This is a genomic window from Vibrio sp. M260112, assembly GCF_036533775.1.
In the GTDB taxonomy this organism is placed as follows: domain Bacteria; phylum Pseudomonadota; class Gammaproteobacteria; order Enterobacterales; family Vibrionaceae; genus Vibrio.
Genome location: NZ_JATABH010000019.1, coordinates 31,682 through 57,106 on the forward strand (window position 1 = coordinate 31,682; position 25,425 = coordinate 57,106).

Genomic DNA, 25,425 nt, shown 5'->3' on the forward strand with positions numbered 1-25,425 from the left:
ATGAAGATAGGAATCATTACTTGTGGGCACGTAGCCCCACCGTTGTCAGACCTCCACGGTCAGTACTTCGATATGATTGCCGCTTCTCTCCATGAAGTGAACAATCAGTTTGAGTTTGTTGATTTTGATGCAACTCAGGGGGTGCTGCCGTGCCTTGACGAATGCCACGGTTTTATCATTACAGGTAGTGTTCACAATGCTTATGATGATGATGCTTGGATCCTTGGTCTCATGGAGTGGATTCGACGATGTGAGGCTGTTCGTCGACCATTAGTCGGTATCTGTTTTGGTCATCAGGTTATTGCTAGAGCACTCGGTGGCACCGTGATGAAGTCTGAAAAAGGCTGGGGACTGGGTAGTTACCCTGTCAATGTAAACGCGCAGAAGAAGTGGATGAACCTATCCATGGATAGCGTGCGTATGCTGGTCAGTCATCAGGACCAAGTGGTGATAGTTCCTAAAGGTGTTAAGGTCATCGCAGGTAATGATTTTTGTCCTAATTTTATGCTGGTGAAAGACAACCACATTTTTACTGTGCAAGGGCACCCTGAGTTTAGTAATGAGTTCACTGGCAAGCTGGTTGAAAAGCGTCGCGAAATCATTGGTACTAAAAAGGCTGATGAAGCTTTGTGTCAACTGGAACAACCACAAGATTCGGCACTGATTCTCCATTGGATTGATTCGTTCCTAACCATGGCGGAGCAAGCAGAGCGGACTCATAAGCTGCATAAAGTGCTATAAGTTTACGTCTTAGTCGTAACCTAAAAACCTATCAACTTTCGGAGTTGGTAGGTTTTTTTGTTTTACTGGCACTTTGTAGGTATTGGTTGCCCCAAGAAACTATTGGAAATGGTTGATTCTGAGCAGACTTATTGGGAATCTGCGCTCAGGTGCGGAGTGACACCTCAGTTCGATGAGATTCGTCGTTTTGGCAAGATGTGCACGAGCGTCAAAAGGGGTCTTAGCCGAAATGGGCTAATATAATTTACCTTCTCCCTTTAGAACTGCTCTGCTGTAAACTAACTTTAAGGTTAGTAAGGGCAAGATAGGGAGCATTCACAATGCGACGACTGGTGTGCGTTATTTTCGCGTATCTTGTGTTCTTTAGTGTGAGTTTCGCTGAAGACGATCTACGTGAAATATCTTTCTATACCGAATCCTACCCGCCAGCAAATTTCATAAAAGACGGCCAGGTAACGGGTTATTCGATCGACATTCTTTTGGCCGCAAGCGAACTGGTTGGAGAGCCGATAGAACTTAGTCAGGTGACGCTACAACCTTGGGCGCGCTCTTATCGGACGGTTTTAACGAACAAAGACTCAATCCTTTTCTCAACCACGCGCTCTGAACATCGAGAGAATCTTTTTAAGTGGGTTGGGCCAATTCTTGATATCAAAGTTGTGGTGCTAGCGCGCAAAGATTCAAATATAAAGATTAATTCGCCTATGGATATGGCCAATTACCGAATTGGTGTCATTCGTGATGATATCGGAGAACAGAGCCTGCTTTCACTTGGTATTCCTCGCAACTCAATGCAAGAAGCTTCCTACGTCACTGTGTTGGCGGAACAGTTGATGAAAAAGCGCATCGATCTGTTTGTCTATGCTGAGCGAGCGGCGTATTGGTGGACAAGGCAAGCCAAAGTTGACCCAGATCTGTTTGAACCTGTTTATGTCGTGAGTGAAGGTGAAGTCTATTTCGCAATTAACCGAGACACAGACGACGCGATCGTCGAAAAATTGCAAAAAGGGCTCGACATGCTTAAGGAGAAGGATGCGGCTGGACGTAGTCAATATCAAGATATTGTTGATAAATACTAGCTACGAGAAAAAGTAAAAAGGGCACCTGAATGATGCCCTTACTGCTTATACTTTTGCTTTCTTGACAAAATAGGGGTTATCAAACTTCTTCGCAGGGCCAATTTCAGAAACGACCAGTTTATTCCATAGCTGGACATCAAACTCACCTTTAGGGATTGAGGGATAAAGCGTTTCTACCTCTTCCATTGCAAAGCGAAGAAATTGCTTTTTCTTTATTTGATTGTACTTTCGTGCGACGCGGTTGTGTTTTGAAATCCACTCTTGCTTGAACGCGATGATACCAGGTTCTGCCTGCTCTAAAGGAACACGAGACAGATAAACTCGTTTGTAGGACACCTTTCTATCCAGCATGGTACGCATCGCCGTTTGAATATATTTCCCGTGATGCGTCACTGAAATATCATTATTGTCGAATAATTGAACGCTCCAGCCCGTTGGGAAAAAATCAGGTTTACGGTACTGCTTGTTCCGCACTTCGATTGCTTGGTGCATGACAATATCTGACGTGCCATTAAAGGTTTGTTGCCATTTTCCAATGCGGATCTGCACTGCTGTGGGCAATCGATAAATATTGGTAAATTTATCCTGTTCCATACTTTTATACACTAATTAGCGTCGATGATACAAAAAACAAGTAAAGTGAGGGGCGAGAGAGCCGCCTTGGGTTCAGCGCCGTAGGTTAACCGCCTTAGTGTAGTGAAAAGCGTGCTTTCCTGCTAGTGGCCTAGGTCAATATTTGGTTAGAGTGTGACGGCTTAGGCTAGCGTTGATAGCAACAAATGTTGCTTGCTAATTTTGTTTGCGGGCATGAATAACAAAAGCCCTTACCAACGGATAAGGGCTTAAGTGATGTTTAATCGTAGATAGTCGGGATTGGTTGGCGCTTATGCTGAGTTACCGTGTAGATATGAATTAGACGCTCAGTCACCTCTGGAGAGACAGGCTTTCCTTCGAGGAAATCATCGATTTGATCGTAAGTTAGGTTTAAAGCATCTTCGTCAGCTTTTTGAGGCGCAAGTTCTTCCAAGTCTGCCGTTGGAACTTTTTTCACTAGAAGTTCAGGGGCACCCAGTGTCTCAGCGACTTCTCGAACTTGACGCTTGCTTAGGCCGAATAGCGGAGCCATATCGCACGCGCCATCGCCAAACTTAGTGTAGAAACCGGTGATGTTTTCTGCTGAGTGATCCGTGCCGATAACCAAGCCACCTACGTAACCTGCGATTTCGTATTGTGCCACCATGCGAGCGCGAGCCTTGACATTCCCTTTGACAAAGTCAATTTTTGCTTTGTCTTGCGGTAGAAGCCCAGTGCCTTCAAGTGCGGTGTGGCTTGCAGCGTGTAATCCGTCAACACCTGATTTGATATTGACCGAAACAGAATGTGTCGGTTGGATAAACTGGAGAGCTAACTGAGCTTCGTCTTCATCTTTTTGCTCGCCGTAAGGTAAGCGAACGGCGATAAACTGATAGCCACCGTTGGATTCTTCGTTAAGCTGGTTAACAGCGATCTGAGCTAGACGACCGCAAGTCGTGGAGTCTACGCCACCACTAATGCCAAGAACGAGGGATTTACAACCCGCTTCTTGGAGCATTTTTTTGATAAAGTCGACGCGGCGGTTGATTTCAAAGTGAGGGTCGATTGACGGCAGAACGCGCATTTCATCGCGAATCAACTGTTCCATTATGTTTCCTTCCTGCAAGCAATGTAGTTTAAAATTTTGTGGTAATCCTGATAGCCTTAACAGGTCTATCTCAGCAAGACTTATCTCAACTGAAGTGGACGTGTTAAAGTCACCTTGCTATATCATACCTCAATCAAAGAATTAGAAAACTGTGATCACAGTTTTCGCCACAGAGTGAAGAACAAAATGAGCAAAATTGCAGTATTTGGAAGTGCTTTTAATCCGCCTAGTTTAGGGCACAAAAGTGTTATTGAGTCATTAGGCCACTTTGACAAGGTTTTGCTGTTGCCAAGTATTGCTCATGCTTGGGGAAAACAGATGCTGGATTATTCAGTCAGATGTGAGCTGGTGGGTTTATTTATAGAGGATTTGTCGGTCTCTAACGTTGAGTGTTCGACAATCGAAGAAACATTATATAAACCGGATGCCAGCGTTACGACCTTCGCTGTACTTGAAGCGCTACAAGCTCAGTATCCGGACAGTCAACTGACCTTTGTTATGGGGCCTGATAACCTGTTCAACTTCGCCAAATTCTATAATGCGCAAGAGATAGTAACTCGTTGGTCGTTACTGAGTTGCCCAGAAACCGTCCAAGTAAGAAGTACAGATATTCGTCAGGCTCTGAGTGAAAAACGGGATATTTCTAACCTGACGACTGAAAAAGTGTGTCGCAGATTAGCCGAAATGGAGTATTATTAAACGGGCTGTCGTGCGATATATAAGAGGTGTGAATGTCAAAGCTCGGACTTATAGCGTTGACGTTATTTTCGTCATCTGCATTGGCTGGATGCGAGATCTACTCCTCGACTCAATCAGTCATGTTTGGCAAAACACAGAGGCTTTGTGTCTCTTTGTTACAAGGTATTGAATATACGACAAAATCGCTTGATTCATTCAATGATCTAACCACCAGTGATAACCAAGATTACAGTGAATATTGGGCGGATTGGAGTATGAGTGAAGAGGTTAACCCGATCTTGAGCCGCAGTTTGGCCTCTAACTACGTCGGTATCGGAGTATGGGTACCCAGTGAACTCGAGCAACAGTTAGAGTCTATGAGTGCCGAAGAGTGGCTAAAAAGTCACGGATTGTTACTGAGCTTTGGATTTGGTGACATGAATTCAGGTAAACCAAGAATGAGGCTCGATTATCGCTGGCACGAAAAATACGATGGCGATGTCGTTATGCAAGTCGAGTTGCCCTTCTAACACCGACAACACTTCACCGCCAACATTACTAGCCGTTTGACACTTGCTGCTGTTCGCTACGTTCAAAGTTTTTGCTAACCAGTACCTCTGGTGTTTCAGGACGCGAAAAATAGTATCCTTGAATGAGCGGACACCCCATCGCCGTCAACTTGTCCAACGCTTCTTGATCTTCTACCCCTTCAGCCACGAGCGATACGCCAAGCTGGTTAGCAAGCTGAACGATCAACCACACAACCCGTTCCGCAGTCTCGTTAGTTAGCATGTTCTTGATGAAGGTCGCGTCAATTTTGATGCAGTCGATAGGATAACTGTGAATATAGTTAAGGCTCGAATAGCCAGTGCCGAAATCATCTAACGCGACCTTAAACCCGAGTACACGCAGCTTATTGAGGATCTCTTTCACTTCTTCCGTCTGTGAGAGCAGCACGGTTTCAGTTAGCTCAATCGTAAAATCTTGTGGCGCAAAGTCATACTTACGAATGGTTGTAAGTATGTGCTGAAGATAACGAGTCGAGTTGTTGAGCTCATGCGCTGAACAGTTAATCCCCAACTTGACGTTATGGCCTAATCCCTGTTCCAGCTTTTGTTTTGCTTGGCATGCCAGTTCGACTATTCGCTCACCAAGTTCCACAATTAATCCTGACTGTTCGGCTGCTTCAATAAACTCGATCGGATATATTGGGCCGAGTGTTTTACTTTGCCAACGAGCCAGAATTTCAAAGTAGTCCCATTGGCTACTGCGCAAATCGACTATCGGTTGAGCGACAACATAGATCTCGCTCTGGCTGAGGCATTTTATCTCCAGTTCTTGACGAAGGGCATCGATCACTAAAGCGCGGCGATAATATTGAGCGCTCAAATGAGTATCGTAGCATTGAATATGGGTATGACGAGATTGTTTACAGTCTTTCAGAGCCAAGCTTGCATTAAGGATTATCTGATCTGAGCTAATGTTGTGCCCGTTGTTTCTTGCCAGACCGATACTGACACTGAACTTGATGTTGTGCGCTGGATCTTTGTAGCCTTTCTCTAAATTTTCAATCAGAGCGTAACACAGTTCGAAAGGATCACCGGACAGCGTGATAAAAGCAAATTCATCACCGGAAATACGAAATGCGAGTTGCTTGTCTTTGATGGTTTCTTTGATGGTATTGGCAACAAATTTAATTATCTGATCACCAATATAGTTACCATACAAGTCATTGATTGATTTGAAATTATCAATATCAATATAGGCTAGAGTAAAAGGTTCATTTTGCAGTTCATTTAGTCGTTCTAGTTTATCCGACAGAAAGCTACGGTTGAGAAGCCCAGTAAGATTGTCATGGGACACTTCGTAGCTCAGTTGCTCGACCAGTGTATCTGAACGAGCTGACAGCCATTTCGATCTCAAGCTATGAGCGATAAGGTTGCCAAACAGCTTATGGTAATAAATGAGTTCATCACACTGGTTGCTATCTAGCGCGGTTGTGTAGGTGGACAGCAAAACACCCAGCACTTCACCGTTATGCGTCTTGAGCGGTACGGCAATGTAAGCCTCTATGCCGTGTTCAATAATGTACTGCTCTTGAGGATTTGCTTCATGGGCGTTGCTTGCACATACGATGGAATCCTGCTCGGTTTTGGTGATTAAGGTACAGGTCGCTCGTGTCAGAGGTGAGGTGTAGTTCTCACGTAGTAACCGCTGATCACTTGAAGAAGCGAGCAAAGTGGGCTTTGAGGTAAATGGGTCTAGCTCGATCACACATGTACACAATGATGATGAGATACGACTCAGCTCAGACGTGGTTTTGTTGAGCAGATCTATCCCATCTAAACGTAACGTGGCATTGAGAGTCTCAACGCTCAGCGGAGCATGTTGATATATTGTCCTAACCATAACGTAGTAACTCACTCTTATTGTGAACTTTGTCACTTATTTATTGATCGGGGTTACAAACTAAATATGGTATGAGATGCATACTATTGCAAATGAATAATCCAAATGACGTGCGTTTGGAGCTAACTTATTGACCTTTAGATAATCTTTCTTTCAAATAATCGAGAAACAGCTTAGTTCTTGTGTGCTGATAGTCCAGTTTCGGATAGTAAGCATAGACAGTTGCCTCATCAGCAGTGATGTCTGGAAGAATCCGCTATATTATCATTTGATAGTGGCCAATTTAAACTGATTTGAACCCACCCAAGCCGATGTTCAACTCTTAGTGACACTTTTCCTACTCGGTTTTGGGGCTTCTCAACTGTTTTACGGACCACTGTCGGATGCTATTGGGCGACGACCTGTTTTTATCATGGGTCAAGGCGTATATCTGGTTGGTACTGCGATATGTCTGACTTTCTCTCATCATCTCCATTTGCTCATATTGGGAAGGTTGTTGCAAGGTTTAGGTGCCGGAAGTGCATCTGTGTTAGGTCGGAGTGTATTAAGAAATAGCTACGAAGGTGCACAGCTTACCAAAGCGTTGTCCTATATTTCCATTACGGCTTCTATTATGCCTATTATTGGGCCATTTACTCTTTGCGGTGGCAATGGGAGCGGTGTTGATCGCGTCGAGAAAAGTGCCGTTAGTTCAGCAAGAGTTTGCTTGATAGATACTTGGGTATACAATGCCGGCAAACTCCTATCCAGAGAAGATGATCATGGAACACAAAGAATTTGAAGTATTGGTAAAAGCACTGTGTGAAAAAGAGACGCTACCGCAAGCATTAGAAATGCTAAAAGCTTGTGATGATAGTGAAGTCGCAGAAGCTGCGGAATCATTGACAGGTCAGTTTGCTCTAGCTGAGGTGGAAGGTGCTAAGCGAATTTACCATGTAACAGTGCAAACCAACGAGCAGGGTGAAGAACAAGAGTTTGTTGAGCACGTGATGGATGAAGGTGATGATGTTATCCGTTTTGTGGCGTGGTTCTTTGACATTATGTTTGATGTGAAACGTAAAGACACGTACCTAATGGCGGGTAAAACATACCAACAGCCAAAGCGTTCTTAACTAAGACTTTAATGTGATCTAGGTCTTGTTTTTATTTTGTTTGTGATTAAAATCACACTCTTTATAACTGAGGAGAGACTCATGAATCACGAATTAGGCAACGCATATCTAGGTCAGATGATCGCAAAGCAAGCCATGCACGATGCACTTTATGGCAAGCCTAAAGCGAAGAAAACGTCATTCATCAAACGCATGATGAAAAAGATGGCCAAATAATCGCTGGCGTGAAATGGATTTTACAGTGGGTGAGGGGAGCGAGAGCTTTCTTCTCACTGACTAACACAAAGCCCTACCTTACTAGGTAGGGCTTTGTTGTAGATAACGAATATTATAAGGCGATGACGTTGTCAGGTACAGTATGGAGCCCTTTTTCTTCTAACCACGCTCCTAAGTTGTCTGAGCCACCGATGTAGTTGCCTTCAAGCCAGATTTGAGGCACGGTAACCGGCGTTTTTTCGCCGATAATCGCTTTGACTTCGGGGATCATTCGGTAGAGTGCTGCGCTGTCTTTTACCACGTCGAAATAGTGGTAATCGATGCCTGCATCCTCAAGCATTTTCTTAGCTTTCACACAGTAAGGACAGGTCGCTTTGCCATAAACGATATTGCCTTTAAGGGTATCTCGCTTAGTCCATTCCTGAATTACGGATTGAATCAAAACACCTCGATTCAAAGCTTCGCCTTGGCTGACCACCTTACCTTCCACCATTAAAATGGGTGCGTGCCATGCCCCAACTTTGAGCGGTTCCCACCAGTGCGATAACCAATCTTTAATCTCAAGTGTTACTGGTACACCTGCCAACTCATTCTCAAACGTGTCGGTAAGAATATCTTTCGTCAAGGTGCATTCACCACAGGGGATGTTGACCTTAAATGGCCCCCAGCTACCCGCCCAGCGATAGAGTGTCAATTTGATTGGTTCTGTCATAAAGGTGTCTCTCATTTATTCCTATGACTGATAAGAACGGCCAAGTTCGACATTTCTTTCAGCGAGCTGATTTTTTGGTTTCCCAACGAGTAATAAACGCGACCGATGCAATGATAATGGCTGCACCAAGCCAAAGTCGGCCCGGTGGCACCCAACTGAACACTAGCCATCCCGCCAAGACGTTGAGCGGCAACTTAGCATGATCAAACGGCTGAACAAACGAGGCATCGGCAACCGAATACGCTTTAACAATAGCCCATTGAGCAAGAGCAGTCATTGCACCTGCGGCGATTAAAACCAGCCAGATCGTGCCACCAACGGGCGTTTGCCAGTCTGGAAGCGCGAGCAAAATGTTGAATGGAGTAATCAGGACTAGTAAGTAGACCACCATAGTAGAAGGTGAGTCGTCAGAAGAGAGCTTTTTCACCATTAGTGAGTAGCACGCCCAGAAGAGGGCGGCACCAACAGGCAGCAGTGTTGCCCAACTGAAATCATCGGCCCAAGGCTCCAGAATGATCATGGCACCAACAAAGCCAGTTAACGTCGCTCCCCATCGAGCAACGCCAACCTTTTCTTTCAAAAATAAGCCTGAACCAACGGTTGCAAAAAGAGGTGAGGTCATCAACAGTGCGATGCCTTGCCAAATAGGCACAGGATAGGCTAATGCCCACAGCCATAGCTGGATACCAATCACCGACAAAAACACACGGAAGATATGCATCCCAAGATTCTGGGTTCGCAGCGACTGACGAATGCCTAGCGTTTTAAGATAAGGGAGAATAACAACCAAAGCGATGGCGTATTGAATCAACGCAACGGTGGTAGAAGAGAGACCAAAATTAATACTGGCAATCTGAGCTAAGCTGTTGACGATAGCAAACGCTAGGCCTGCTGTTAGCATCCAGCTTGCCCCTTGAATAGGGTGGTGGTTGTGGGTGGTCATGATATAACTATCTGAAAAATTGATAGGCTGAATCATACGACTTTCTAAGCGTAAGATCATCTGCGGAATGCGTATGATGGTGCAAGTTCATCGATGTTTCAGCCCGTTTTGATGTCGTTACGATTTCTTGTTTAGCGTATAGACGGAAAAGACCACCAGCACCAGACCAATCGCATGCCAAGGGGTAAAGAGTTCATCGAGAACGACAACCGCGAGGCCTGCGGTAACGGCAGGGCCAATGTTGCTGGTCAGGCTTAAGCTTGTTGGCGTTAAACGTGCCATGGCCGCGGCAATCAAATAAGACGGTAGCACGGTACAGAATATACCGAGAATAATACCTGTTGTGATGAGCTCTTGTGACCATTGGGTCACTTCACTACCACTCAACAGCAGGTGGAGAATAATGGCAAGCCCTGCGCAACCCATACCGATACTGGTAAAGAGAGAACTTCCTAGCTGAGTAATAAGAGGCTTACTCCATACTAGGTAGAAGGCGAATACCAGTGCCGAACTAATCGCAAGCGCGCTCCCCAGTACGACGGAATGACCCACCGTACTGAAATCATGGACAACAATAACACTGATCCCTGCGTAGCCAGTTACAGCAGAAAGAACAACATTACGATGTGGCTTCTGCCCATATAGACACCAGCTAATTAGAACGACAAAAGTAGGGAAAAGAAAGATAAGCAATCGTTCTAATTGCGCAGAAATAAATTCAAGTGACGAGATATCTAGAAAGCTCGCTAGGTAGTAGCCCATCACGCCAATTAACGCGGCTTTGGCTCCGTGTTGTTTTACTTTTATCCGATTTCCAGCACTGCGACATAAGAGCACCAGCGTAACCAGATAGAGAGGCAGAGAGCTGAATGCACGGAGCGACATGATTGACGTCGCATCGCCGCCATATTGGTAGGCAATTTTGATCAGGATGGGTTTGATAGAAAATAGTATACATCCGGCGAGCGCCAACAGAATTCCGCTCTGAGATAGAGAGTCGGGGACGGTAGTTTGCGTTTGTTCAGTCATGTTGCTCGTATCCTTGCTGAGTGATTTTAGGGCTACGAGAAAGTGGAGTTCTGGCTACGTTTCTCGCAGCCAGATATAGTGATACCTACCGGCTACTGGCATTAGGGAGAAGAAGCCAAAGGTAAGTAAACACGAATTTCATAATCGATCCTTAGTGGTGATTATTTAGACTATCTAGGTTGATTACAGAATGCAAACTTTTATCACTGAGTCACGGCACGTTGCTCTAACTGATTGAGTACTTTATGGAACATCATCCATGCACAGATGCCAGCGAGAATATTGCCACCAAAGGCTCCCCAGAAAAGTCCTTCGATCCCTCCGAGTTGCGCTCCGAGCCACAAACACGGTAGGAAAAAGGCAAATAACCTAAGCGCAGAAATCGTCAACGCGGTGTAAGAACGACCAAGGGCGTTGGAGATGGACACCATCAGCATACAGATCCCTAAAGGACCAAGACTAAAGGGAACGATCATTAGGTGGTAATTAAGAATGCTCTCTACTGCGGAGTCGCTGGTCATCAGTTGTGCTAAAAACAGCGATGCGAATAGCGTGATGACAGCGATAAGCAATTGGAAACTGATAACAAACTTAGATGCAATAGCAACCAGTTTGCGAATGTCGGCGAGATTGTTGGCTCCCAGCAACTTGCCGACCATAGGGGGCATAGACATGGTGAGCGCCAAGACCGAAACGATGGCAAAGAACTCAAAGCGTGAACCTAACGCCCAAGCAGCGACCGCTGCTGTACCATAGCTTGCAAGTAGCTTGGTTGCGAGCATCGATGAGAGAGGTGGAAGCAGTTGACTGATCATCGCAGGCCCCATGATGTGGCCGATTGAGCGAACACTTTTAGCAACATCGAGATCTCTCCAGTCGAAGCTCAGCCACTGTTTAGCGGCAACTTTTGGTGCGACGACCACTAGACCGATACCAAATGCCACAATGGTTGCGATAGCCGCACCATCAATACCGAGATCTAACGTAAAGATGAAAATTGGATCTAGGATCAGGTTGAGCAAACTGGTGACCATCATCATGGTGCCTGGGAGCATGGTGTTTCCGTTGGCTCGGCAAAGACTGTAGAAGAAGTAGAGTACTGCACCCGTCCAAGAGCTTACCAACCAGTAGATCCAATAGCTATCAATGATAGGTAATACACTTTCAGGGGCACTGAGTAACGCTAAAATGGGCTCTCGGAGTAGATAGATCATCACTGAAAACACGGCGACACCAACACTACCGATGACGATGACTAATCCACCAAGTTGTTTGGCGTATTTTGGCTGGCTAGCGCCAATTGCTTTGGCGATAACGGCAGTGGTTGCGATACCTAGACCAACTTGAATACCAATAATGACCATTTGCAGTGGAAGTGTGAAACCTTGCGCCGCCAGTGGCAGAATACCGAGCTGACCGATGAACGCACTGTCTACTAGCTGAAAGCTCATAATCGACAGCACACCGAACAGCATTGGCCACGTCATTTTAAATAGCTGTTGCCCAAGAGAAGGGGATGAATCAAGAGTTTTTGCAGTCATAGCCAAGCCGTTGTGTTAGGTTTTTATAACGAATCTAAAGATAAACCGAGGCGATAGACCTCGGTTTGATTTGTTGTTTTTAATACATCGTTACTTACCAGACAAAATTCAAGGGTAAGTGTGATTTATTTCACTTTGTTGCTATCGTTCAATTGCGTGTTGTTTCGTTTGATTGAGACAAGACAGACTCGAGTTCGTCAAGATGCTCTACGATCAGTGAAGCGTGTGCGCCAAATGGAGACGTTTTGCCGTGAGTGACAAGACACGAAGGCATATCAGCATTGTAGGCCGCCTGAAGATCGTAGAGATAATCACCCACATAGAGAATTTCATGGCGTTCAAGTTGCCATTCATCGGCTAAAGCGATCAGTGACTCTGGGTTCGGTTTGGGCGGAAAGTGTTCGCGGGTGATCAGCCGAGAGATATTGAGCTGGTTATGCTTGATTTTGATTTGAGCGGCCTGAGCACAATTTCGAGTAATGATAGCGGTATAAAGTTGATTGCTGTGAATGAATTCGATGAGGGACTGACTGCCAGGCATTGGCTGTGATTGCTGCGCGTCTTCAAGCTCATGTTGCAGGATGAGTGCGTGCGCATTGGCGTAAGCGTTGGCACATTCAAGTTGATCAACATAAGAGAGCAAGTCGGTATCTGAAGGACAACCAATTTGCTCTCTTAACCAGAAGAAATCCATGTCTGAGCTTACCAAGGTATTATCTAAATCAAACACAATGGCTTTGATATGCCGAATGTTCAATGGTTTGCATGACATGGAACCTTCCTTATTTACGCGAACTCTTTCTCTAAGTAAGCAACGATATCTGATGATTCATACATCCATTGTACGTCACCATCTTTTTCAATTCTTAGGCAAGGAACTTTCACTTTTCCGCCCCCTGCTTCTAATTCTGCGCGGTGTGTTTGATCATTCTTTGCATCACGTAATTCAAACTTAACGGATTGACGCTTCATCGCTCGACGTACTTTGACACAAAACGGACACGCTTCGAATTGGTATAGAGCCAATGATTGAGCTTTCTGATCGACCGCTTGCTGTTGTTCAGCATCACGCTTTATGCCTTTTGGTGAAAAAACAAAGTTGAGCAGCAGGATCACACGTCCTAAAAACCAGCGGATAAACTTCATAACAATCCTATTTGATGAACATTATATTATTGGCAGATGACTTTTTCGTTGCGTATTGTAACTGAGATGTAATCAATGTTGAATCTTAAACTCAGCCAATGTTCACCTGATGTTTTTTGGTGACTTCGATACCTAGCCGTTTGGCAAGACGCGTTAAGTTGGCACGATCTGTCTTCAACTGACGTGCGGCTTTTGCCCAATTAAAATCAGCTTGAGTCAAGGCTGTGATAATCATGTGACGCTGATATTCTTCCGTTGACTCTCTTAGACCACGTGATAGCTCGAACTCTGGTGCTAGATGAGCCTCATTGATCTGAGTAAGGGCATTGCTCTCTTGCGTCGATTGCAGTTGGCCTATGTCTTCAACTGAAACGGTAATCAGTTTCCCTCCTTGACCGCGAGCTCTCGCTTTTAGTGCGGCTCGGTTAATGACATGCTCCAATTCGCGGACATTACCCGGCCAGTTGTAGCGAGACAATAGGAGTTGAGCATCTTTGCCCAACTTAATCTGCACAATCCCCAGTTTGCGTCTAGCCTGCTCAAGGAAGTTACCAGCGAGCAGTACGATATCACCGTTGCGTTCACGAAGGGCGGGAACCGTGATTGGGTAGACACTGAGTCGATGGTAGAGATCAGAACGGAAGTGGCCTGCAGAGACTTCTTCTTTTAGATCTCGGTTGGTCGCGGCGAGCACACGCACATCAATGTTCTCGACGTTGTCTTGTCCTACGGGCTGAATCTCATTATTTTGCAGAGCTCGAAGGATCTTGCTTTGCGCTGCAAGAGGAAGCTCACCAATCTCATCGAGAAATAGGGTGCCACCATCCGCTAACGCAAATTTTCCCAAACGTGATTTATCTGCGCCGGTAAAGGCGCCTTTCACGTGACCGAAGAGTTCGCTCTCGACAAGATTCTCAGGAATCGCAGCGCAGTTGACATAAACAAGAGGTTGTTTTCTGCGTGGTGACAAGTGGTGCAAACTGCGTGCAACCAGCTCTTTACCGACCCCCGTTTCCCCGTGGATCAGAATATTAAAGTTGGAAGGGGCCACCACCTCAATATCAGCCTTGAGGGCTTGCATTGCCTGACTGTCACCAATGATTTCTCCACCATCACGTTCCCATGCTTCTTCGTTCAGTTCCTCAAATCTTTGTTGAGTCTGTTTCGCTTGTTGTTCTAGTTGGCTAACGGTAAGAGCGACCTTGAGTGTTGAAGCCGCGATAGCCGAGAGGGCATCGAGACTGCGTTTAGGAAACTGCTCGAAGACCCCTGGCTTTAGGCTATCAAGTGTAAGCACACCAAGGAGTTTGTCTGCATAGATAAGCGGTAGCCCCATACATGAGTGCATGGGCAGATCCCCATCATAGTCGAGTAGCAAATTATCAAAGGGATCGGGAAGATTGCTATTCGCATCAAACCTAACTGCGGTTTTCGACTCACAAATCAGCGCAAAACGAGGATGTTCGTCTATCTTAAAACGACGCCCTAGCGTGTCACGGGTCAACCCTTGCATCGCCAACGGGATAAGAGTATCTCCTTGTAATGAGAGCAGGGCGACACAGTCGCATTGGATGGCTTTACGAATAGCGTCGAGTAGATTATTGAATCGATCTTGGTCGTTATCACCGCGAGCGAGACCAATGGTCATGTCGATAAGGGTAGAAACAGAGATATCTTGCATAATAGCTAAAGGTAGAAACAGTTGAGCATCACATGATGTTGAATTAACCATATTGGTCGAGTTATTACAATATCAATGTGTCAAATTGACATTTTACAGGTGTGTTTATTTGACATGATATTGGTGATTAAAACGCGCTAAACCAAGTGTTTAGATACATTTTTGAAGTTGGCATTCTTCCTGCTATATCTGCTACGAATAAAATTAAAATAATGAGGAGAAAACTCGAATGCTCAACAATCAGCACATTGAAGTCGTAAAGAGTACAATTCCACTACTCGAATCAGCGGGTCCTGCATTGACCCAACATTTCTATCAAAGAATGTTTACTCACAACCCAGAACTGAAAGACATCTTCAATATGACCCACCAAAAAACCAGTCGTCAGGGCGTCGCCCTATTTGAAGCTGTGGCGGCGTACGCGAAGAATATTGATAATCTGCAAGTACTGACTTCTGCTGTCGAGCGCATTGCTCACAAACACACTAGTTTTAACATTCAAGCTGAACACTATCAGATTGTTGGCCATCACTTAATCGAAACACTACGTGAACTGGCCAGTGATGCCTTTACCCCTGAAGTTGAAGAAGCATGGACAGCGGCGTACCTGTTTTTGGCTCAGGTCTTTATCGATCGTGAAGGCGAACTTTATCTGCAACGCAAGCAGGCCGTTGGTGGTTGGGCTAACTCACGCAACTTCGTGGTTAAATCTAAGCAGCCGGAATCACAGTTTGTGACTAGTTTTGTTTTAGTACCGCAGGATGGTGGGGATGTTCTAACCTACCAACCAGGTCAATATGTGGGTATTGAATTAAAGCCTACGGAGGGCGAATACAACGAGATTCGCCAGTATTCACTGTCGCAAAAGCCGAACGGCGTTGACTACCGTATTTCTGTTAAAAGAGAAGTGGGTGAGCATAAAGGTTTGGTATCAAACTACCTACATGATGAAGTACATGAAGGGGATGTGGTTCGCCTTTACCCACCAGCAGGTGATTTCTTCTACCAAGAGAAACAGCAACCAGTGGTGCTGATTTCCGCGGGTGTTGGTGCAACACCAATTCAGTCGATGATGCAGACATTAGCTGCGCAGAATAAGCAAGATGTCAGCGTGCTCTATGCGTGCAACACTGAACAGCAGCATACTTTCAAGGCGGATACGGAACGAGCTGTGAAAGATAACAACTGGAAGTCATTCACTTGGTATCTTGAAGAGGCCAATGCCGAGTTTCAAGGGGAGCTCAACGTAAGCCTGATTGCCGATCAACTACCTTTAGACAGTGCCGATTTTTATCTTTGTGGCCCTATCGGTTTTATGGAATCGGTAGTGCGTCAACTAGAGTCTCTTGGTGTAGACCGAGATCGAATCCACTATGAGGTATTTGGCCCTCATACTTACCTATAAAAAAATGGCCCTCGATGAGGGCCATTTTTTTATGAAGTCGAGTTGCCGAAGATGCGACGCAGCCAATCTATCAGGCCTGGTTTCGCTTGAGTATTCTCAGCGGCGCGTTGCTTGCCGTGGTAGTAGCTTTCGAGAAACTGAGTGCGCAGATATTGAGGGTCTTGCTTGTTGAGCGTCGCGATCAAGTGAGCCGTATTGCCGGCATGATCATTGGCCAAACTGAAGTCCATCTTCAAATAGCCTTGAAGATAGAGCCACAGATGGGTAACGAGAATAAGTTGCTTGATGCCTTGCTGCTCAAATTTATCGGCGTGCTCCTGTCCGAGATTTGATACCAATACATCCTGCATTGCCTGAATCGATGCAATTTGTGATTCGAGGGCTGAACTCTCTTCCATATGGGCTTTAGTGAGAACACCCAGCAGCCCATGTGTGGCGGGCTTATCTGGATTGCGTCTCCTTGCTTTAGCAAACAGTGACGCGTGGCGGCTGCAAAACTGCTCCCATGCTGAACAAGGTAGCGTGATTGCTGGGATAGAGTCGGCGTCAATGGCTTTAAGCGACAGCTCAAGTTCAGTCATTTGACTGCAAGCTCTTCAATGAGATTTCAAATGAGCCTTTGTCACAATCAACAAACAGGCTTTCACCAGTAATCATGACTGACAGATCCATACTGCGTTCAACAATTTCTGATAATGCTTCAATACCATCCCAATCAAACTGATAGATATTGGCGTTGTATTGATGTGCCTTGTTCTTAGTTTGTTCCCACCAAACATTAGATTTGCTGTTAAATGAAAACACATCAACGTTAGTGGCTAAGCGACACGCCTTTTTGATTCTGTCGAGCGAAGGCTCTCCAATATCAACCCAAAGCTGTATTTGGTCGTCTAAAGATTTGACCCACAGGTCTGGTTCTTCAGTGGTCGACAAGCCTTTGGTCAACGCTAAATCTGGCTGCCATTTAATACAGAAGGCCAGAATTCGCGCCATCATTCTCGGAACGGTTTCTGACGGATGCTGAGCAACGGTAAGTTGCGTCGAGTCATACAGGTCACGGTTGGTATCTGAAAGTGAAATACGGAATTTGTAGATAGTCGGTTTAAGAGCCATGTATTTTCAAGGGTTCCAAATGATTGAAGTGTACTATAGGAGTACCGCTGAGGCTTTTCTTATAGTAAAACGTTAATGGAATTCACTATACAGCAGTCCCCAAGAAAACGGGAGCATAACCGATTGTTTATTAATTCAATTACACAGGTGGAATTCGGGACTCATTCACATGGCGTGAATGCAGGTCTGTTTTATCCGTAGTCACTGTCTCCTTGGCGCATCTTATAAATTTTGCCTCTGCTTTCGAGTGGCACTGACCATCCACGTAAATAGTGCTCTCTAACAGATACAATCCACGTCGATGTTTTATGCATATCGCTTCAACTCGAAGCAATGTGTTGAGAGGAATGGGCTGTATAAAGCGCACATCAAGTTGTGCTGTCATAGCACAGACATGCTGAGAGAATAAGCAGTGAGTCATGGCGGTATCATGTAAAGCGCTAATGGCACCGCCTTGCATTACCCCTTGGTAGCCTTGAGCAGCTTCTGTTGCTACAATTTCGCCCTGTACACCACCGTTTGGCATCGCGATAAAGTGAATCTTGGTATGGTGGTTGAAAAAAGGCTGGCAACATATAGCGCACTGTTGATGATTTTTGGGTTTGTGAATAGTCATAAAATACCGCAAAGTTAGAGAGCAACATTGAGCCCATAAAACGTAAAGGGGAACAAAGTGGCGAGGCCAAAAATAAAGCGAAACATATGTGGCAGAGCAAGTTACGAATGCTTTAAACCCAATGGGGTGCCGCTTTCTCAGCTCGAAAAAATCGAGTTATTTGAGGATGAACTCGAAGCGTTGCGTCTAGCTGATTTGGATGGTTTAAGCCAATTGGAAGCGGCAACGATCATGAAGGTATCAAGACAAACTTTTGCCAATATTGTTAAGCGTGCACGTAGTAAAGTAGCGCAGAGCTTAGTGCATGGTCATGCGTTGATATTGGCTAGTGAACAATAGCTCCTACTTAGTTCGGCTCTTCAATTTGGTATAATTTGCGAGAATGTTGAGCGCAGATTTCTACGCAGTTGCATTCTCTTTCTATCTCTATAGTGGCAAGACCGCCACAGCTCCCCTGTATCGGATGGCGTTTTAATACGACTCCTATCGCCATCATGCCAACCACAGTTATAAAAACAGCAAAGCTAATCAAATAGGTCATAGCTACTACTCTGCGTGAGTGGTGCATTTAAACACCTTAGCAAGATGGCTCATCGCCTTAGGTGACAACTTGCTGGCCCTCGCTTGTTTGTTCGCTGATATAGAGTGAGTAGGGCAATCTCCTGAGCAAGTTGCGTTGTGCTTTTTGACTGAAGGGCGCGCAAAATTAATGTCGGTAATGGGCTTCAACACGTTGGTATCAAACCGTTCAAGGTCGAACTGGCGCGGTGCAGCTAGCACAGTGACATGCATTTTAAATAGAGTGTTAAGCATATTGGTTCCAATAGAGCGAACGATGACAGCGTCGATATTGTTCTCCTGTACAACACTTTGCCAATATTTTTTACGCTCACAACACGCTGAAGAAGGGGGTAAGTCAAGCACGCGCTTGGTTTGTTCCTTGCTATCCCAAAGCATGATCTGAGGGGCTTTAGATAAGTGATTGTGAACAGACGCTCCGTGGTATGGGATGGCGAATAACATAGTAAACTCCTTATCTTGTGACAGAGACACTATAGTATTAGTTTTTGGCATATGCCAAAAACTAATAATGAGAAATTAAGATCCACTGAGTGGTGTTGTGAGGAAGAATTGTGTCTCTCAGGCAGGGTGAGATAGGAGGTGCGTTAGAAGAGTTTAGCGCTAGGGAAGTTCAATGGTATGGGCATATTTAGGGTATAAAAATAGCCAGCTTGAAGCTGGCTATCGAAAAACTGTGGTACTTAACAATTAAAGTACTTTGATGTTCTCAGCTTGAGGACCTTTTTGGCCTTGAGATACTACGAACTCAACTTTTTGGCCTTCTACTAGAGTACGGAAACCGTCGCCAGTGATTGCAGAGAAGTGTGCAAAAACGTCTGGACCGTTTTCTTGTTGAATGAAACCGAAACCTTTAGTTTCGTTGAACCATTTAACTGTACCAGTAACAGTGTTAGACATAATGTATATCCTTGATAAATCTTGTAAAAGCCATACGGCACCGATAGCGTGGAAAAGGAGATTGCTAATGCGTACGACGTTACGGTAGATATTCATACATCCAACGAAACGGCGAAAGTAAACAAGAACCGTTTTCTAGCTGGCATCCAGTCTAAAGAGAAGTGCAACTAAGTCAATAAAAATCAGGGGATTTGCACGCCATAAATAGGGGTTTTCATTGGAAAATTTGCGCTAGGTATAATTTCGAAAATAATACTGATTAGCGCATAAATAGTGTAACATTCGAAGGCTTGGTTGATTGTTCTACTTAACGATAAAAATGTGAGTAGAAACAGCGCAGAAACCAGCTGTATGTAAACTATCATTCAGAGGAATGGATTATGAAAAAGTTAAGTGACTCAAGCCATGAGTTCACGGATCTCGACACAGAATTAGAGGTCGGTCGAGGTCAGATAAAAGATAACGCCCTTAAAGCCGTTGTGACCAGTAAGCTGTTTCGAGCAAGAGTAGAAAAAGCGAAAAAAGGCAAAGGAAGTTTCAGAAGAAACATGAAACACAAGGGGAAAGAGCCCTATTCAAAAGCCGCTTAGTTAGCGACGTTTGAATAGGGCTTTTTGCTGAATCAATGGATGTTAGCGTTCAATTCTTGGCGAATAAATCGAGTACGCTGTGACTTGCCCTGCGACGATAGCAGAGAACATAAACAAGGCTGAGAGCCCAATACTAGGGATCGGTAAAATTGATTGCTCAAATACTGATTGGCTCGCACTGATCAGTACTCGGCTACCCGGAACCAAAATAATGATGCCTTGAACAATATAGATAGACCCCGTCAGGTCCATTTTTTTTGCAACCCAAGTGCCGTATAGCGTGATTAAGACGGTTGTTACCCAAGTGCCGACGACCCACCCACTGTCAAAACCAAGATAAAATGGTCCCCACATGCCCAATGCGGCAACGGGTAAACCTAATAAGATATCGGTAGGACGCGCATTAAATATGATGCTCAGTGAAATGGAAATCAGAAATAGTCCAAAGATATGCATCCAGAATGGCACTTCGTTGACGTATTTTATGCTTTCCGCTTGCCCCCATATCGCCTCGCCAATATTTAGCCCCATAACGATGCCGACAAACAGCTTTATTAGCGTCAACGCACTCTGGCCAAGTAAACTGGTACCGGATACTAAATCATTGAATGCAAGGCACTCTAGCGAGTTCGCAATCGATAAGCCGGGCACGAATAGAACTATTGCAGCAATACATAGAGCCCAGATAGGGATTGCAAAGCCAGTGCTGGCGAAGAAAGCAACCAGAATCCCCGTGAGCAAGGCGGCAATAAATTCTACGGCGATGGAGCGACGAGCTTTACACACCTGCTGCGTTAGCCAAACTACAAACCCCAAAAATACGGAGAACACTATCGCTTCCATGGTACTGCCCACTAGCATCAGATAGGCTGGGGGAATAGCCATATTGGCTAATGCGATTACCCATTTCGGGTATCCGACAGGCTCAGGAACCGGTTCGCTGCTGGGTTGATTGATGCGGATAATGGTATTAGCCAACAGACTGAGATTAATTGATGCAGGCTGGTGGCGTTTCATTACAACAGCATTGTTGTCTTCAGGAAACTGATAGTTAACGGTCGTCGGCGTCGCTTGAATCATCAGATCTACGCCGTGTTTACGTGCATAAAATTGAGTGTACTTTTCAAGTTTGTACGGTGCGCAACCGCTGCGATGAAGAGTGTCACCTATCTCTACAATTTTATCAATTCGGTACTGGGAAGGCATGGTGTGTGTGACCTAAAAATGGGTTGCGCAAAGGTATCAGACCCCAAGTTGTGATTCGAGCTGGAAAATTGGGAACAGTGGTTAAGCTCACACTTAAATTGGCCTTTATTTTTCTTTGTAATCTGTCTATTTGAGCAATCTTAAGTTTCGCCTAGCAAAAGGCCTGCTTTGTGGCTGGCATTTGCTGTGTTTAGTCACAATTTTTAAGGAATTTTATAGGTAAACAAATGTTACTGAATTGTGATGTCCATAAGTTGGCTTTTCTTAAATATGTGGTTAACCCTTTCTTTCTCTAAGGCTAATGAAATCGGTATTGTAACCAGATGTTAACATCTGTCTGTTGGTTGTTTTTTGAACAAGTTTTGCAACAAATTACTGCTTGATATTACCAAGCCAAACGATGAAAATATGCGCAAAATGAGATTTCAAAAATGAAAGGAAGCTTTTTCCCAGTTTAAAAAGCGAGGCAAGACATGAAACTATTCATACTCTTTATGATTTCAATTACTGCAGGCGTAGCATCAGCAGATCACTTACATTCATTTTTGCTCGGCCTTTACATCTCGACCATGGCTGTGGGTAGCTGTTATTGGTTTGCGTTTAGAAGCAGCCGTTTTCCACAGTTAGCATTACTTCTTCTTATCTGTGGTCTGTTTTCAAAGATTGCAATCACAGTTGCAGGAGTGAGTTGGGGTATGTCACAAGAGCTTATTAGCTCACCATTTGTGTTTGCGCTTTCATACCTATTCTTCTCGATTGCAGCGACATACTTGTGGTTCTCTCACCGTGAACGCATGATGAACAAACAAGCCGCGATGAAGCTGGCTTAAGTTAAAAGTGAACAAATTGAAAACCAGCGGTTAATACTGCTGGTTTTTTTATTTCTCGCCAGGGTTGATTCGGTGTTAATTGCGAAAAACATGACTCAATAGTAACGATTGGTTTCAAAGCGGCTGAAACTGTTTGGCGGTTGTCTATACTGAACCCGACCATATTTAACTAAAGTGAGACGTCGCATATCATGACATTGCGTTTAATAAAATCGACAGCACTTCTTCCGACACTTCTTTTCTCATTCGGAGCGTATTCTGCCCCGACAATTATTCCCGATCCTCCTGCGCTTGGAGCGAAAGGCTATATTCTGATTGACTACAACACTGGTACCGTTCTAGTGGAAAAAAATGCCGATCAGAAGCTTAATCCTGCGAGCTTGACTAAATTGATGACGGCTTACGTTGCGGGACAAGAAGTAAAAAGCGGTAATATTTCTTTGAATGATCAGGTAAAAATCAGTGCTAAGGCATGGGCGAAAAATTTTCCTGACTCTTCGAAAATGTTTATCGAAGTGGGAACAAACGTTGAATTGATGGATCTTTATCGTGGCTTGATCGTTCAGTCGGGTAATGATGCTAGCGTCGCGATTGCGGAGCATGTGGCTGGTAGTGAAGACGCGTTTGTGAGCTTGATGAACAATTGGTCGCAAAAGTTAGGGCTAGATAACACCGCCTTTACCAATCCACATGGACTGGATAGCCAAGGGCTTTATTCTACGCCACGCGATATTGCACTTCTTAGCCAAGCGATCATTCGAGATCTACCCGATATCTATCCGTTATACAGTGAAACAGCCTTTACCTATAACGGCATTACGCAGTACAACCGAAATGGATTATTGAGAGATCGCAGCCTCAATGTTGACGGAATGAAAACCGGCTACACCAGTGGAGCTGGCTACAGTTTGGCAACGTCTGCCACCAACGGTGAAATGCGCTTAGTCTCTGTGGTTATGGGCTCAACCAGCACTAAAAGTCGAGAGTCAGAAAGTAAACAGTTACTCTCATATGGATTCCGTTTCTTCGATACAGTTTCACCGACCAAACTGAGTGACACATTAGCCGAAGCCAAGGTATGGATGGGACGTCAGGACTCTGTACCTGTTGGGGTATCTGAACAGGTCATGATTACCTTGCCTAAAGGAGATGCTAATAAGCTCAAGGCCGAAATCGAGTACAAAGGTGAGCTAGAAGCACCTATTCGAAAAGGCGACGCGGTAGGAGAGGTGATCTACAGTGTTGAAGGTACACAAGTGGCAAGCGCTACTCTAATCGCTCAACAAGATGTTGAAGAGGGTGGCCTGTTCAAGAAGTTGCTCGACTGGGTTAAACGATTGGTTCTAGGATGGTTTTAAAACCCTGAATTGAAAAAGTAGCAAAGCGGATGCCATGGCATCCGCTTTTATTACTGGTTAGTTTAGCTTGTCCCAAGCCGAAGGCCAGTGTGAGCCTACTGCTGGTTCATAGTGGTTTGCAGAAGGCGACCACTGAACACAGTAACCTGAATATGGGAACGGTTTACACTGGTAAATGCCACCATCAACAGCAAGTACTTTTGTGCCAGCAGTGTAGTTCTCCATGCCTTGAGGGAAGACATAGTCATAATCATCGGATGGTGGTGGTGTTGCCTCTTCAATCAGGTGAAAATCAAGCGTATTCTGGTCAACGACACTGCCTTGCTGGTCTTTTATCACGACCACTAGCATATGATGTCCGGCTTCAGACTTTGACAGCGTTAGAGTCGTGTTGCTCAGTTCTCCGTCAGCCAGTGGCGCAGTGTAGGATGCCAGAGGTTCACGGTGATGATTGAACACAGTGAGCTCTGCATTAAGGTCGCCAGTTGCTTCAAGTGTTAGGTTGATTTGTGTTGCGGCATCACCAATTAGGTATTCATCTTCCAGCCCTGTAACATCTAAGCGATAATCTGGCTCTGGTGCTTCAAGTTTATAGCCGATCTCAACGCTATTTAAGCCGGAACCTGCTTTGATGTATACAGGGTTTGTACCATAGACAGGAGTAAACTCACCTCGATCATTCAACTGACCAGCTCGAATTAGGCTTTGCTCTTGATTGATCTTAGACGCTAGCGCGTAAGACCAGTTATTTGCCTGACCTTGTTCAGCGGTTTCTATGACTAATTCAGTACTGTAAGAGACATTTTCACCGTTTTGATCAAATACGCGGGTGTAGACACTATCGCCAATATTTAGGTTAAGTCCTGGGTTGATTTGGCCTGACTGACTCCAGTCTGGAACTACGGGTGCGTCACCATCAAATTGAACGTCTATTACGTTGTAGAATGACGCAGCAGTATCGCCTACGTCCCAAACCGCTAAGATAACCTGGTATCCCTCACGTGTTGGTACGTTACATTGGTGGCTGACACGTTTTGGAGGCTGAGCCATGCCACCATCAACCACACAGAAAGGCGTTAAATCAAATGATTCACGGGCAAGTGGCTGATTTGGATTCCATCCTTGTTTAGTGATGTAGTACTTCCAATCTTTAGTCACATGATTTGCGGTAAATGTCCATTCAAAATTTTGAGTTCCAGAATGAATAGGACGTTTTACCCAGCGGTTAGCGGTCTGCTCATCTAAAGCCGCCGCTAGGGTAGTGGCAGCGCTGGCAATTTTGCCATCGCTTGGACCTGCTTCAGGGAAGCCATCTGGGCCTTCGACACTTTGCGGCTCATACTGAATGGCGCCACAGTTGGTGTTCTTCTCATTGGTGTCACTGGTTGGGAATTTACACAGTGCAACGCGACTTTCTGCGACACCATTCTCGTATGCAGAGACATAACCGTGACCGTAACTCGCGCCACTGACGCTGATCAAAGCGAGGGCGATGAGGGATTTGTTTGGCAGTTTGTGCATCATTTGTCCTTTTTTATAACTGACAGTTAAGATGACACTCCGGCACGCGAAAACACTTGGTGACTAGACCAAGCGGCAGCCCCGCTATCATAGACATTAAACGTCGACAGACCGGTGGCTTTGCGTCCTAACCTTTCGGATAGTTTGCCTGAAGTGATAATTGAGCGGGAAGAATGTAGCCAAAGGAATCCGCAAAATCCACGGCATCGAATGAATATGGAATTGCATTCTCGAATTGAATAAGTTGTTGATAATTTGACTTGCGAATTATCTATTTCTTACCTAGATCGTTTTATTAAAAATACCAACTTATTCCAGTTGATTGATTTGCTTTGTGAA

Annotated in this window: 30 protein-coding genes, 2 pseudogenes and 1 riboswitch; of the genes and pseudogenes, 13 read left to right on the top strand and 19 right to left on the bottom strand. The window is 45.0% G+C overall.

All coding sequences use genetic code 11. From position 1 onward, the window contains the following. Together QTN95_RS10350 and QTN95_RS10355 are read left to right on the top strand one after the other, a co-directional pair. A complete protein-coding gene (locus QTN95_RS10350) occupies nucleotides 1-741 on the top strand; it encodes a type 1 glutamine amidotransferase (RefSeq protein WP_331417421.1) in 741 nt (246 codons plus the stop codon). A gap of 320 nt (nucleotides 742-1,061) precedes the next feature. Beyond that, nucleotides 1,062-1,820, top strand: coding sequence for a substrate-binding periplasmic protein (locus QTN95_RS10355; protein ID WP_331417422.1), 759 nt, complete (start codon nucleotides 1,062-1,064; stop codon nucleotides 1,818-1,820). Nucleotides 1,821-1,865: 45 nt separating this feature from the next. Here QTN95_RS10355 and QTN95_RS10360 read toward each other — a convergent pair whose 3' ends face one another. Then, nucleotides 1,866-2,414: an MSHA operon transcriptional regulator gene (locus tag QTN95_RS10360; protein WP_331417423.1), complete on the bottom strand. Its 549-nt coding sequence runs from the start codon at nucleotides 2,412-2,414 to the stop codon at nucleotides 1,866-1,868. 259 nt (nucleotides 2,415-2,673) lie between these two features. Further along, nucleotides 2,674-3,501, bottom strand: coding sequence for an ammonia-dependent NAD(+) synthetase (nadE, locus tag QTN95_RS10365; RefSeq protein ID WP_331417424.1), 828 nt, complete (start codon nucleotides 3,499-3,501; stop codon nucleotides 2,674-2,676). 186 nt (nucleotides 3,502-3,687) lie between these two features. Here nadE and QTN95_RS10370 point away from each other — a divergent pair, with 186 nt between their 5' ends. Continuing rightward, nucleotides 3,688-4,200 carry a nicotinate-nicotinamide nucleotide adenylyltransferase gene (locus tag QTN95_RS10370; protein ID WP_331417425.1) on the top strand — a complete coding sequence of 171 codons (513 nt, stop codon included), beginning with the start codon at nucleotides 3,688-3,690 and terminating at the stop codon, nucleotides 4,198-4,200. Nucleotides 4,201-4,232: 32 nt separating this feature from the next. Then, nucleotides 4,233-4,709: a hypothetical protein gene (locus QTN95_RS10375; RefSeq protein ID WP_331417426.1), complete on the top strand. Its 477-nt coding sequence runs from the start codon at nucleotides 4,233-4,235 to the stop codon at nucleotides 4,707-4,709. 28 nt (nucleotides 4,710-4,737) lie between these two features. Here the strand turns inward: QTN95_RS10375 and QTN95_RS10380 are convergent, their stop codons facing one another. Together QTN95_RS10380 and QTN95_RS10385 are read right to left on the bottom strand one after the other, a co-directional pair. Beyond that, nucleotides 4,738-6,588 carry a bifunctional diguanylate cyclase/phosphodiesterase gene (locus QTN95_RS10380; protein ID WP_331417427.1) on the bottom strand — a complete coding sequence of 617 codons (1,851 nt, stop codon included), beginning with the start codon at nucleotides 6,586-6,588 and terminating at the stop codon, nucleotides 4,738-4,740. A 127-nt stretch (nucleotides 6,589-6,715) separates the two neighbouring features. After that, nucleotides 6,716-6,841 (bottom strand): annotated as a pseudogene (locus QTN95_RS10385) (LysR family transcriptional regulator); the annotation flags it as partial. Nucleotides 6,842-6,889: 48 nt separating this feature from the next. Here QTN95_RS10385 and QTN95_RS10390 point away from each other — a divergent pair. The 3 genes and pseudogenes from QTN95_RS10390 to QTN95_RS10400 form a co-directional block, all read left to right on the top strand. Then, nucleotides 6,890-7,219: pseudogene (locus tag QTN95_RS10390) on the top strand (MFS transporter); the annotation flags it as partial. A gap of 130 nt (nucleotides 7,220-7,349) precedes the next feature. After that, the gene (locus QTN95_RS10395; RefSeq protein WP_269375061.1) at nucleotides 7,350-7,700 is read left to right on the top strand and encodes a hypothetical protein; all 351 of its coding nucleotides are present in this window, start codon (nucleotides 7,350-7,352) and stop codon (nucleotides 7,698-7,700) included. A gap of 81 nt (nucleotides 7,701-7,781) precedes the next feature. Beyond that, complete coding sequence (locus tag QTN95_RS10400; RefSeq protein WP_269375060.1) at nucleotides 7,782-7,916, top strand: hypothetical protein; 135 nt, start codon at nucleotides 7,782-7,784, stop codon at nucleotides 7,914-7,916. Between the two features lie 112 nt (nucleotides 7,917-8,028). Here the strand turns inward: QTN95_RS10400 and QTN95_RS10405 are convergent, their stop codons facing one another. The 7 genes from QTN95_RS10405 to norR form a co-directional block, all read right to left on the bottom strand. Beyond that, nucleotides 8,029-8,628: a glutaredoxin domain-containing protein gene (locus tag QTN95_RS10405; protein ID WP_331417428.1), complete on the bottom strand. Its 600-nt coding sequence runs from the start codon at nucleotides 8,626-8,628 to the stop codon at nucleotides 8,029-8,031. Between the two features lie 58 nt (nucleotides 8,629-8,686). Continuing rightward, on the bottom strand, nucleotides 8,687-9,571 hold the full coding sequence (locus QTN95_RS10410; protein WP_331417451.1) for a DMT family transporter: 885 nt from the start codon (nucleotides 9,569-9,571) through the stop codon (nucleotides 8,687-8,689). Between the two features lie 117 nt (nucleotides 9,572-9,688). Then, nucleotides 9,689-10,600 (bottom strand): DMT family transporter, encoded by a 912-nt coding sequence (locus QTN95_RS10415; RefSeq protein ID WP_138970537.1) that lies wholly within the window; start codon nucleotides 10,598-10,600, stop codon nucleotides 9,689-9,691. 203 nt (nucleotides 10,601-10,803) lie between these two features. Next, entirely contained in the window at nucleotides 10,804-12,141 is a 1,338-nt protein-coding gene (locus tag QTN95_RS10420) for an MATE family efflux transporter (protein ID WP_331417429.1), read from the bottom strand. Nucleotides 12,142-12,289: 148 nt separating this feature from the next. Continuing rightward, complete coding sequence (locus tag QTN95_RS10425; protein ID WP_331417430.1) at nucleotides 12,290-12,913, bottom strand: HAD family hydrolase; 624 nt, start codon at nucleotides 12,911-12,913, stop codon at nucleotides 12,290-12,292. A 14-nt stretch (nucleotides 12,914-12,927) separates the two neighbouring features. Next, a complete protein-coding gene (locus tag QTN95_RS10430) occupies nucleotides 12,928-13,287 on the bottom strand; it encodes a glutaredoxin family protein (RefSeq protein WP_138970534.1) in 360 nt (119 codons plus the stop codon). A 91-nt stretch (nucleotides 13,288-13,378) separates the two neighbouring features. Then, nucleotides 13,379-14,968, bottom strand: a complete 1,590-nt coding sequence (gene norR / locus QTN95_RS10435) for a nitric oxide reductase transcriptional regulator NorR (RefSeq protein ID WP_331417452.1) — start codon at nucleotides 14,966-14,968, stop codon at nucleotides 13,379-13,381. 229 nt (nucleotides 14,969-15,197) lie between these two features. On the opposite strand from norR, the gene hmpA reads away from it, so the two are divergent. After that, entirely contained in the window at nucleotides 15,198-16,373 is a 1,176-nt protein-coding gene (gene hmpA, locus QTN95_RS10440; RefSeq protein ID WP_331417431.1) for an NO-inducible flavohemoprotein, read from the top strand. Nucleotides 16,374-16,402: 29 nt separating this feature from the next. On the opposite strand, the gene QTN95_RS10445 is transcribed toward hmpA, so the two are convergent. From QTN95_RS10445 to QTN95_RS10455, 3 genes are all read right to left on the bottom strand, one after another. Next, on the bottom strand, nucleotides 16,403-16,954 hold the full coding sequence (locus QTN95_RS10445) for a hypothetical protein (protein ID WP_331417432.1): 552 nt from the start codon (nucleotides 16,952-16,954) through the stop codon (nucleotides 16,403-16,405). Further along, entirely contained in the window at nucleotides 16,947-17,486 is a 540-nt protein-coding gene (locus QTN95_RS10450; RefSeq protein WP_331417433.1) for a YaeQ family protein, read from the bottom strand. Before QTN95_RS10450 ends, QTN95_RS10445 begins: the two co-directional genes overlap by 8 nt. 139 nt (nucleotides 17,487-17,625) lie before the next feature. Beyond that, nucleotides 17,626-18,102, bottom strand: coding sequence for a PaaI family thioesterase (locus QTN95_RS10455; RefSeq protein ID WP_331417434.1), 477 nt, complete (start codon nucleotides 18,100-18,102; stop codon nucleotides 17,626-17,628). 57 nt (nucleotides 18,103-18,159) lie between these two features. Between QTN95_RS10455 and QTN95_RS10460 the strand changes: the two genes are divergently transcribed. Further along, entirely contained in the window at nucleotides 18,160-18,441 is a 282-nt protein-coding gene (locus QTN95_RS10460; RefSeq protein WP_331417435.1) for a DUF134 domain-containing protein, read from the top strand. Between the two features lie 7 nt (nucleotides 18,442-18,448). Here the strand turns inward: QTN95_RS10460 and nqrM are convergent, their stop codons facing one another. From nqrM to QTN95_RS10475, 3 genes are all read right to left on the bottom strand, one after another. After that, nucleotides 18,449-18,643, bottom strand: coding sequence for a (Na+)-NQR maturation NqrM (nqrM, locus tag QTN95_RS10465; RefSeq protein WP_331417436.1), 195 nt, complete (start codon nucleotides 18,641-18,643; stop codon nucleotides 18,449-18,451). Nucleotides 18,644-18,648: 5 nt separating this feature from the next. Then, nucleotides 18,649-19,125, bottom strand: a complete 477-nt coding sequence (locus QTN95_RS10470; protein ID WP_331417437.1) for a NifB/NifX family molybdenum-iron cluster-binding protein — start codon at nucleotides 19,123-19,125, stop codon at nucleotides 18,649-18,651. Nucleotides 19,126-19,371: 246 nt separating this feature from the next. After that, complete coding sequence (locus tag QTN95_RS10475; protein ID WP_038204438.1) at nucleotides 19,372-19,581, bottom strand: cold-shock protein; 210 nt, start codon at nucleotides 19,579-19,581, stop codon at nucleotides 19,372-19,374. 48 nt (nucleotides 19,582-19,629) lie between these two features. Here QTN95_RS10475 and QTN95_RS10480 point away from each other — a divergent pair, with 48 nt between their 5' ends. Together QTN95_RS10480 and QTN95_RS10485 are read left to right on the top strand one after the other, a co-directional pair. Continuing rightward, the gene (locus QTN95_RS10480) at nucleotides 19,630-19,752 is read left to right on the top strand and encodes a hypothetical protein (protein WP_269375047.1); all 123 of its coding nucleotides are present in this window, start codon (nucleotides 19,630-19,632) and stop codon (nucleotides 19,750-19,752) included. Nucleotides 19,753-19,961: 209 nt separating this feature from the next. Beyond that, nucleotides 19,962-20,171, top strand: a complete 210-nt coding sequence (locus QTN95_RS10485) for an alternative ribosome-rescue factor A (RefSeq protein WP_138970527.1) — start codon at nucleotides 19,962-19,964, stop codon at nucleotides 20,169-20,171. Nucleotides 20,172-20,213: 42 nt separating this feature from the next. Here the strand turns inward: QTN95_RS10485 and QTN95_RS10490 are convergent, their stop codons facing one another. Then, nucleotides 20,214-21,377 carry a threonine/serine exporter family protein gene (locus tag QTN95_RS10490; RefSeq protein ID WP_269375045.1) on the bottom strand — a complete coding sequence of 388 codons (1,164 nt, stop codon included), beginning with the start codon at nucleotides 21,375-21,377 and terminating at the stop codon, nucleotides 20,214-20,216. Nucleotides 21,378-21,850: 473 nt separating this feature from the next. On the opposite strand from QTN95_RS10490, the gene QTN95_RS10495 reads away from it, so the two are divergent. Next, nucleotides 21,851-22,207 carry an NADH:ubiquinone oxidoreductase gene (locus QTN95_RS10495; protein WP_269375044.1) on the top strand — a complete coding sequence of 119 codons (357 nt, stop codon included), beginning with the start codon at nucleotides 21,851-21,853 and terminating at the stop codon, nucleotides 22,205-22,207. Nucleotides 22,208-22,398: 191 nt separating this feature from the next. Further along, nucleotides 22,399-23,565, top strand: a complete 1,167-nt coding sequence (locus QTN95_RS10500) for a D-alanyl-D-alanine carboxypeptidase family protein (protein WP_138970525.1) — start codon at nucleotides 22,399-22,401, stop codon at nucleotides 23,563-23,565. Nucleotides 23,566-23,622: 57 nt separating this feature from the next. Here QTN95_RS10500 and gbpA read toward each other — a convergent pair whose 3' ends face one another. Further along, nucleotides 23,623-25,086, bottom strand: coding sequence for an N-acetylglucosamine-binding protein GbpA (gene gbpA / locus QTN95_RS10505; RefSeq protein ID WP_331417453.1), 1,464 nt, complete (start codon nucleotides 25,084-25,086; stop codon nucleotides 23,623-23,625). 71 nt (nucleotides 25,087-25,157) lie between these two features. After that, nucleotides 25,158-25,245: riboswitch (cyclic di-GMP riboswitch) on the bottom strand. Nucleotides 25,246-25,425 lie beyond the last annotated feature (180 nt).

Excerpts from the sequence above, each read along its gene's own strand:
- QTN95_RS10350 (WP_331417421.1), top strand. The coding sequence starts at position 1 with ATGAAGATAGGAATCATTACTTGTGGGCACGTAGCCCCACCGTTGTCA.
- QTN95_RS10355 (WP_331417422.1), top strand. The coding sequence starts at position 1,062 with ATGCGACGACTGGTGTGCGTTATTTTCGCGTATCTTGTGTTCTTTAGT.
- QTN95_RS10360 (WP_331417423.1), bottom strand. The coding sequence starts at position 2,414 with ATGGAACAGGATAAATTTACCAATATTTATCGATTGCCCACAGCAGTG.
- nadE (WP_331417424.1), bottom strand. The coding sequence starts at position 3,501 with ATGGAACAGTTGATTCGCGATGAAATGCGCGTTCTGCCGTCAATCGAC.
- QTN95_RS10370 (WP_331417425.1), top strand. The coding sequence starts at position 3,688 with ATGAGCAAAATTGCAGTATTTGGAAGTGCTTTTAATCCGCCTAGTTTA.
- QTN95_RS10375 (WP_331417426.1), top strand. The coding sequence starts at position 4,233 with ATGTCAAAGCTCGGACTTATAGCGTTGACGTTATTTTCGTCATCTGCA.
- QTN95_RS10380 (WP_331417427.1), bottom strand. The coding sequence starts at position 6,588 with ATGGTTAGGACAATATATCAACATGCTCCGCTGAGCGTTGAGACTCTC.
- QTN95_RS10395 (WP_269375061.1), top strand. The coding sequence starts at position 7,350 with ATGGAACACAAAGAATTTGAAGTATTGGTAAAAGCACTGTGTGAAAAA.
- QTN95_RS10400 (WP_269375060.1), top strand. The coding sequence starts at position 7,782 with ATGAATCACGAATTAGGCAACGCATATCTAGGTCAGATGATCGCAAAG.
- QTN95_RS10405 (WP_331417428.1), bottom strand. The coding sequence starts at position 8,628 with ATGACAGAACCAATCAAATTGACACTCTATCGCTGGGCGGGTAGCTGG.
- QTN95_RS10410 (WP_331417451.1), bottom strand. The coding sequence starts at position 9,571 with ATGACCACCCACAACCACCACCCTATTCAAGGGGCAAGCTGGATGCTA.
- QTN95_RS10415 (WP_138970537.1), bottom strand. The coding sequence starts at position 10,600 with ATGACTGAACAAACGCAAACTACCGTCCCCGACTCTCTATCTCAGAGC.
- QTN95_RS10420 (WP_331417429.1), bottom strand. The coding sequence starts at position 12,141 with ATGACTGCAAAAACTCTTGATTCATCCCCTTCTCTTGGGCAACAGCTA.
- QTN95_RS10425 (WP_331417430.1), bottom strand. The coding sequence starts at position 12,913 with ATGTCATGCAAACCATTGAACATTCGGCATATCAAAGCCATTGTGTTT.
- QTN95_RS10430 (WP_138970534.1), bottom strand. The coding sequence starts at position 13,287 with ATGAAGTTTATCCGCTGGTTTTTAGGACGTGTGATCCTGCTGCTCAAC.
- norR (WP_331417452.1), bottom strand. The coding sequence starts at position 14,968 with ATGCAAGATATCTCTGTTTCTACCCTTATCGACATGACCATTGGTCTC.
- hmpA (WP_331417431.1), top strand. The coding sequence starts at position 15,198 with ATGCTCAACAATCAGCACATTGAAGTCGTAAAGAGTACAATTCCACTA.
- QTN95_RS10445 (WP_331417432.1), bottom strand. The coding sequence starts at position 16,954 with ATGACTGAACTTGAGCTGTCGCTTAAAGCCATTGACGCCGACTCTATC.
- QTN95_RS10450 (WP_331417433.1), bottom strand. The coding sequence starts at position 17,486 with ATGGCTCTTAAACCGACTATCTACAAATTCCGTATTTCACTTTCAGAT.
- QTN95_RS10455 (WP_331417434.1), bottom strand. The coding sequence starts at position 18,102 with ATGACTATTCACAAACCCAAAAATCATCAACAGTGCGCTATATGTTGC.
- nqrM (WP_331417436.1), bottom strand. The coding sequence starts at position 18,643 with ATGACCTATTTGATTAGCTTTGCTGTTTTTATAACTGTGGTTGGCATG.
- QTN95_RS10470 (WP_331417437.1), bottom strand. The coding sequence starts at position 19,125 with ATGTTATTCGCCATCCCATACCACGGAGCGTCTGTTCACAATCACTTA.
- QTN95_RS10475 (WP_038204438.1), bottom strand. The coding sequence starts at position 19,581 with ATGTCTAACACTGTTACTGGTACAGTTAAATGGTTCAACGAAACTAAA.
- QTN95_RS10485 (WP_138970527.1), top strand. The coding sequence starts at position 19,962 with ATGAAAAAGTTAAGTGACTCAAGCCATGAGTTCACGGATCTCGACACA.
- QTN95_RS10490 (WP_269375045.1), bottom strand. The coding sequence starts at position 21,377 with ATGCCTTCCCAGTACCGAATTGATAAAATTGTAGAGATAGGTGACACT.
- QTN95_RS10495 (WP_269375044.1), top strand. The coding sequence starts at position 21,851 with ATGAAACTATTCATACTCTTTATGATTTCAATTACTGCAGGCGTAGCA.
- QTN95_RS10500 (WP_138970525.1), top strand. The coding sequence starts at position 22,399 with ATGACATTGCGTTTAATAAAATCGACAGCACTTCTTCCGACACTTCTT.
- gbpA (WP_331417453.1), bottom strand. The coding sequence starts at position 25,086 with ATGCACAAACTGCCAAACAAATCCCTCATCGCCCTCGCTTTGATCAGC.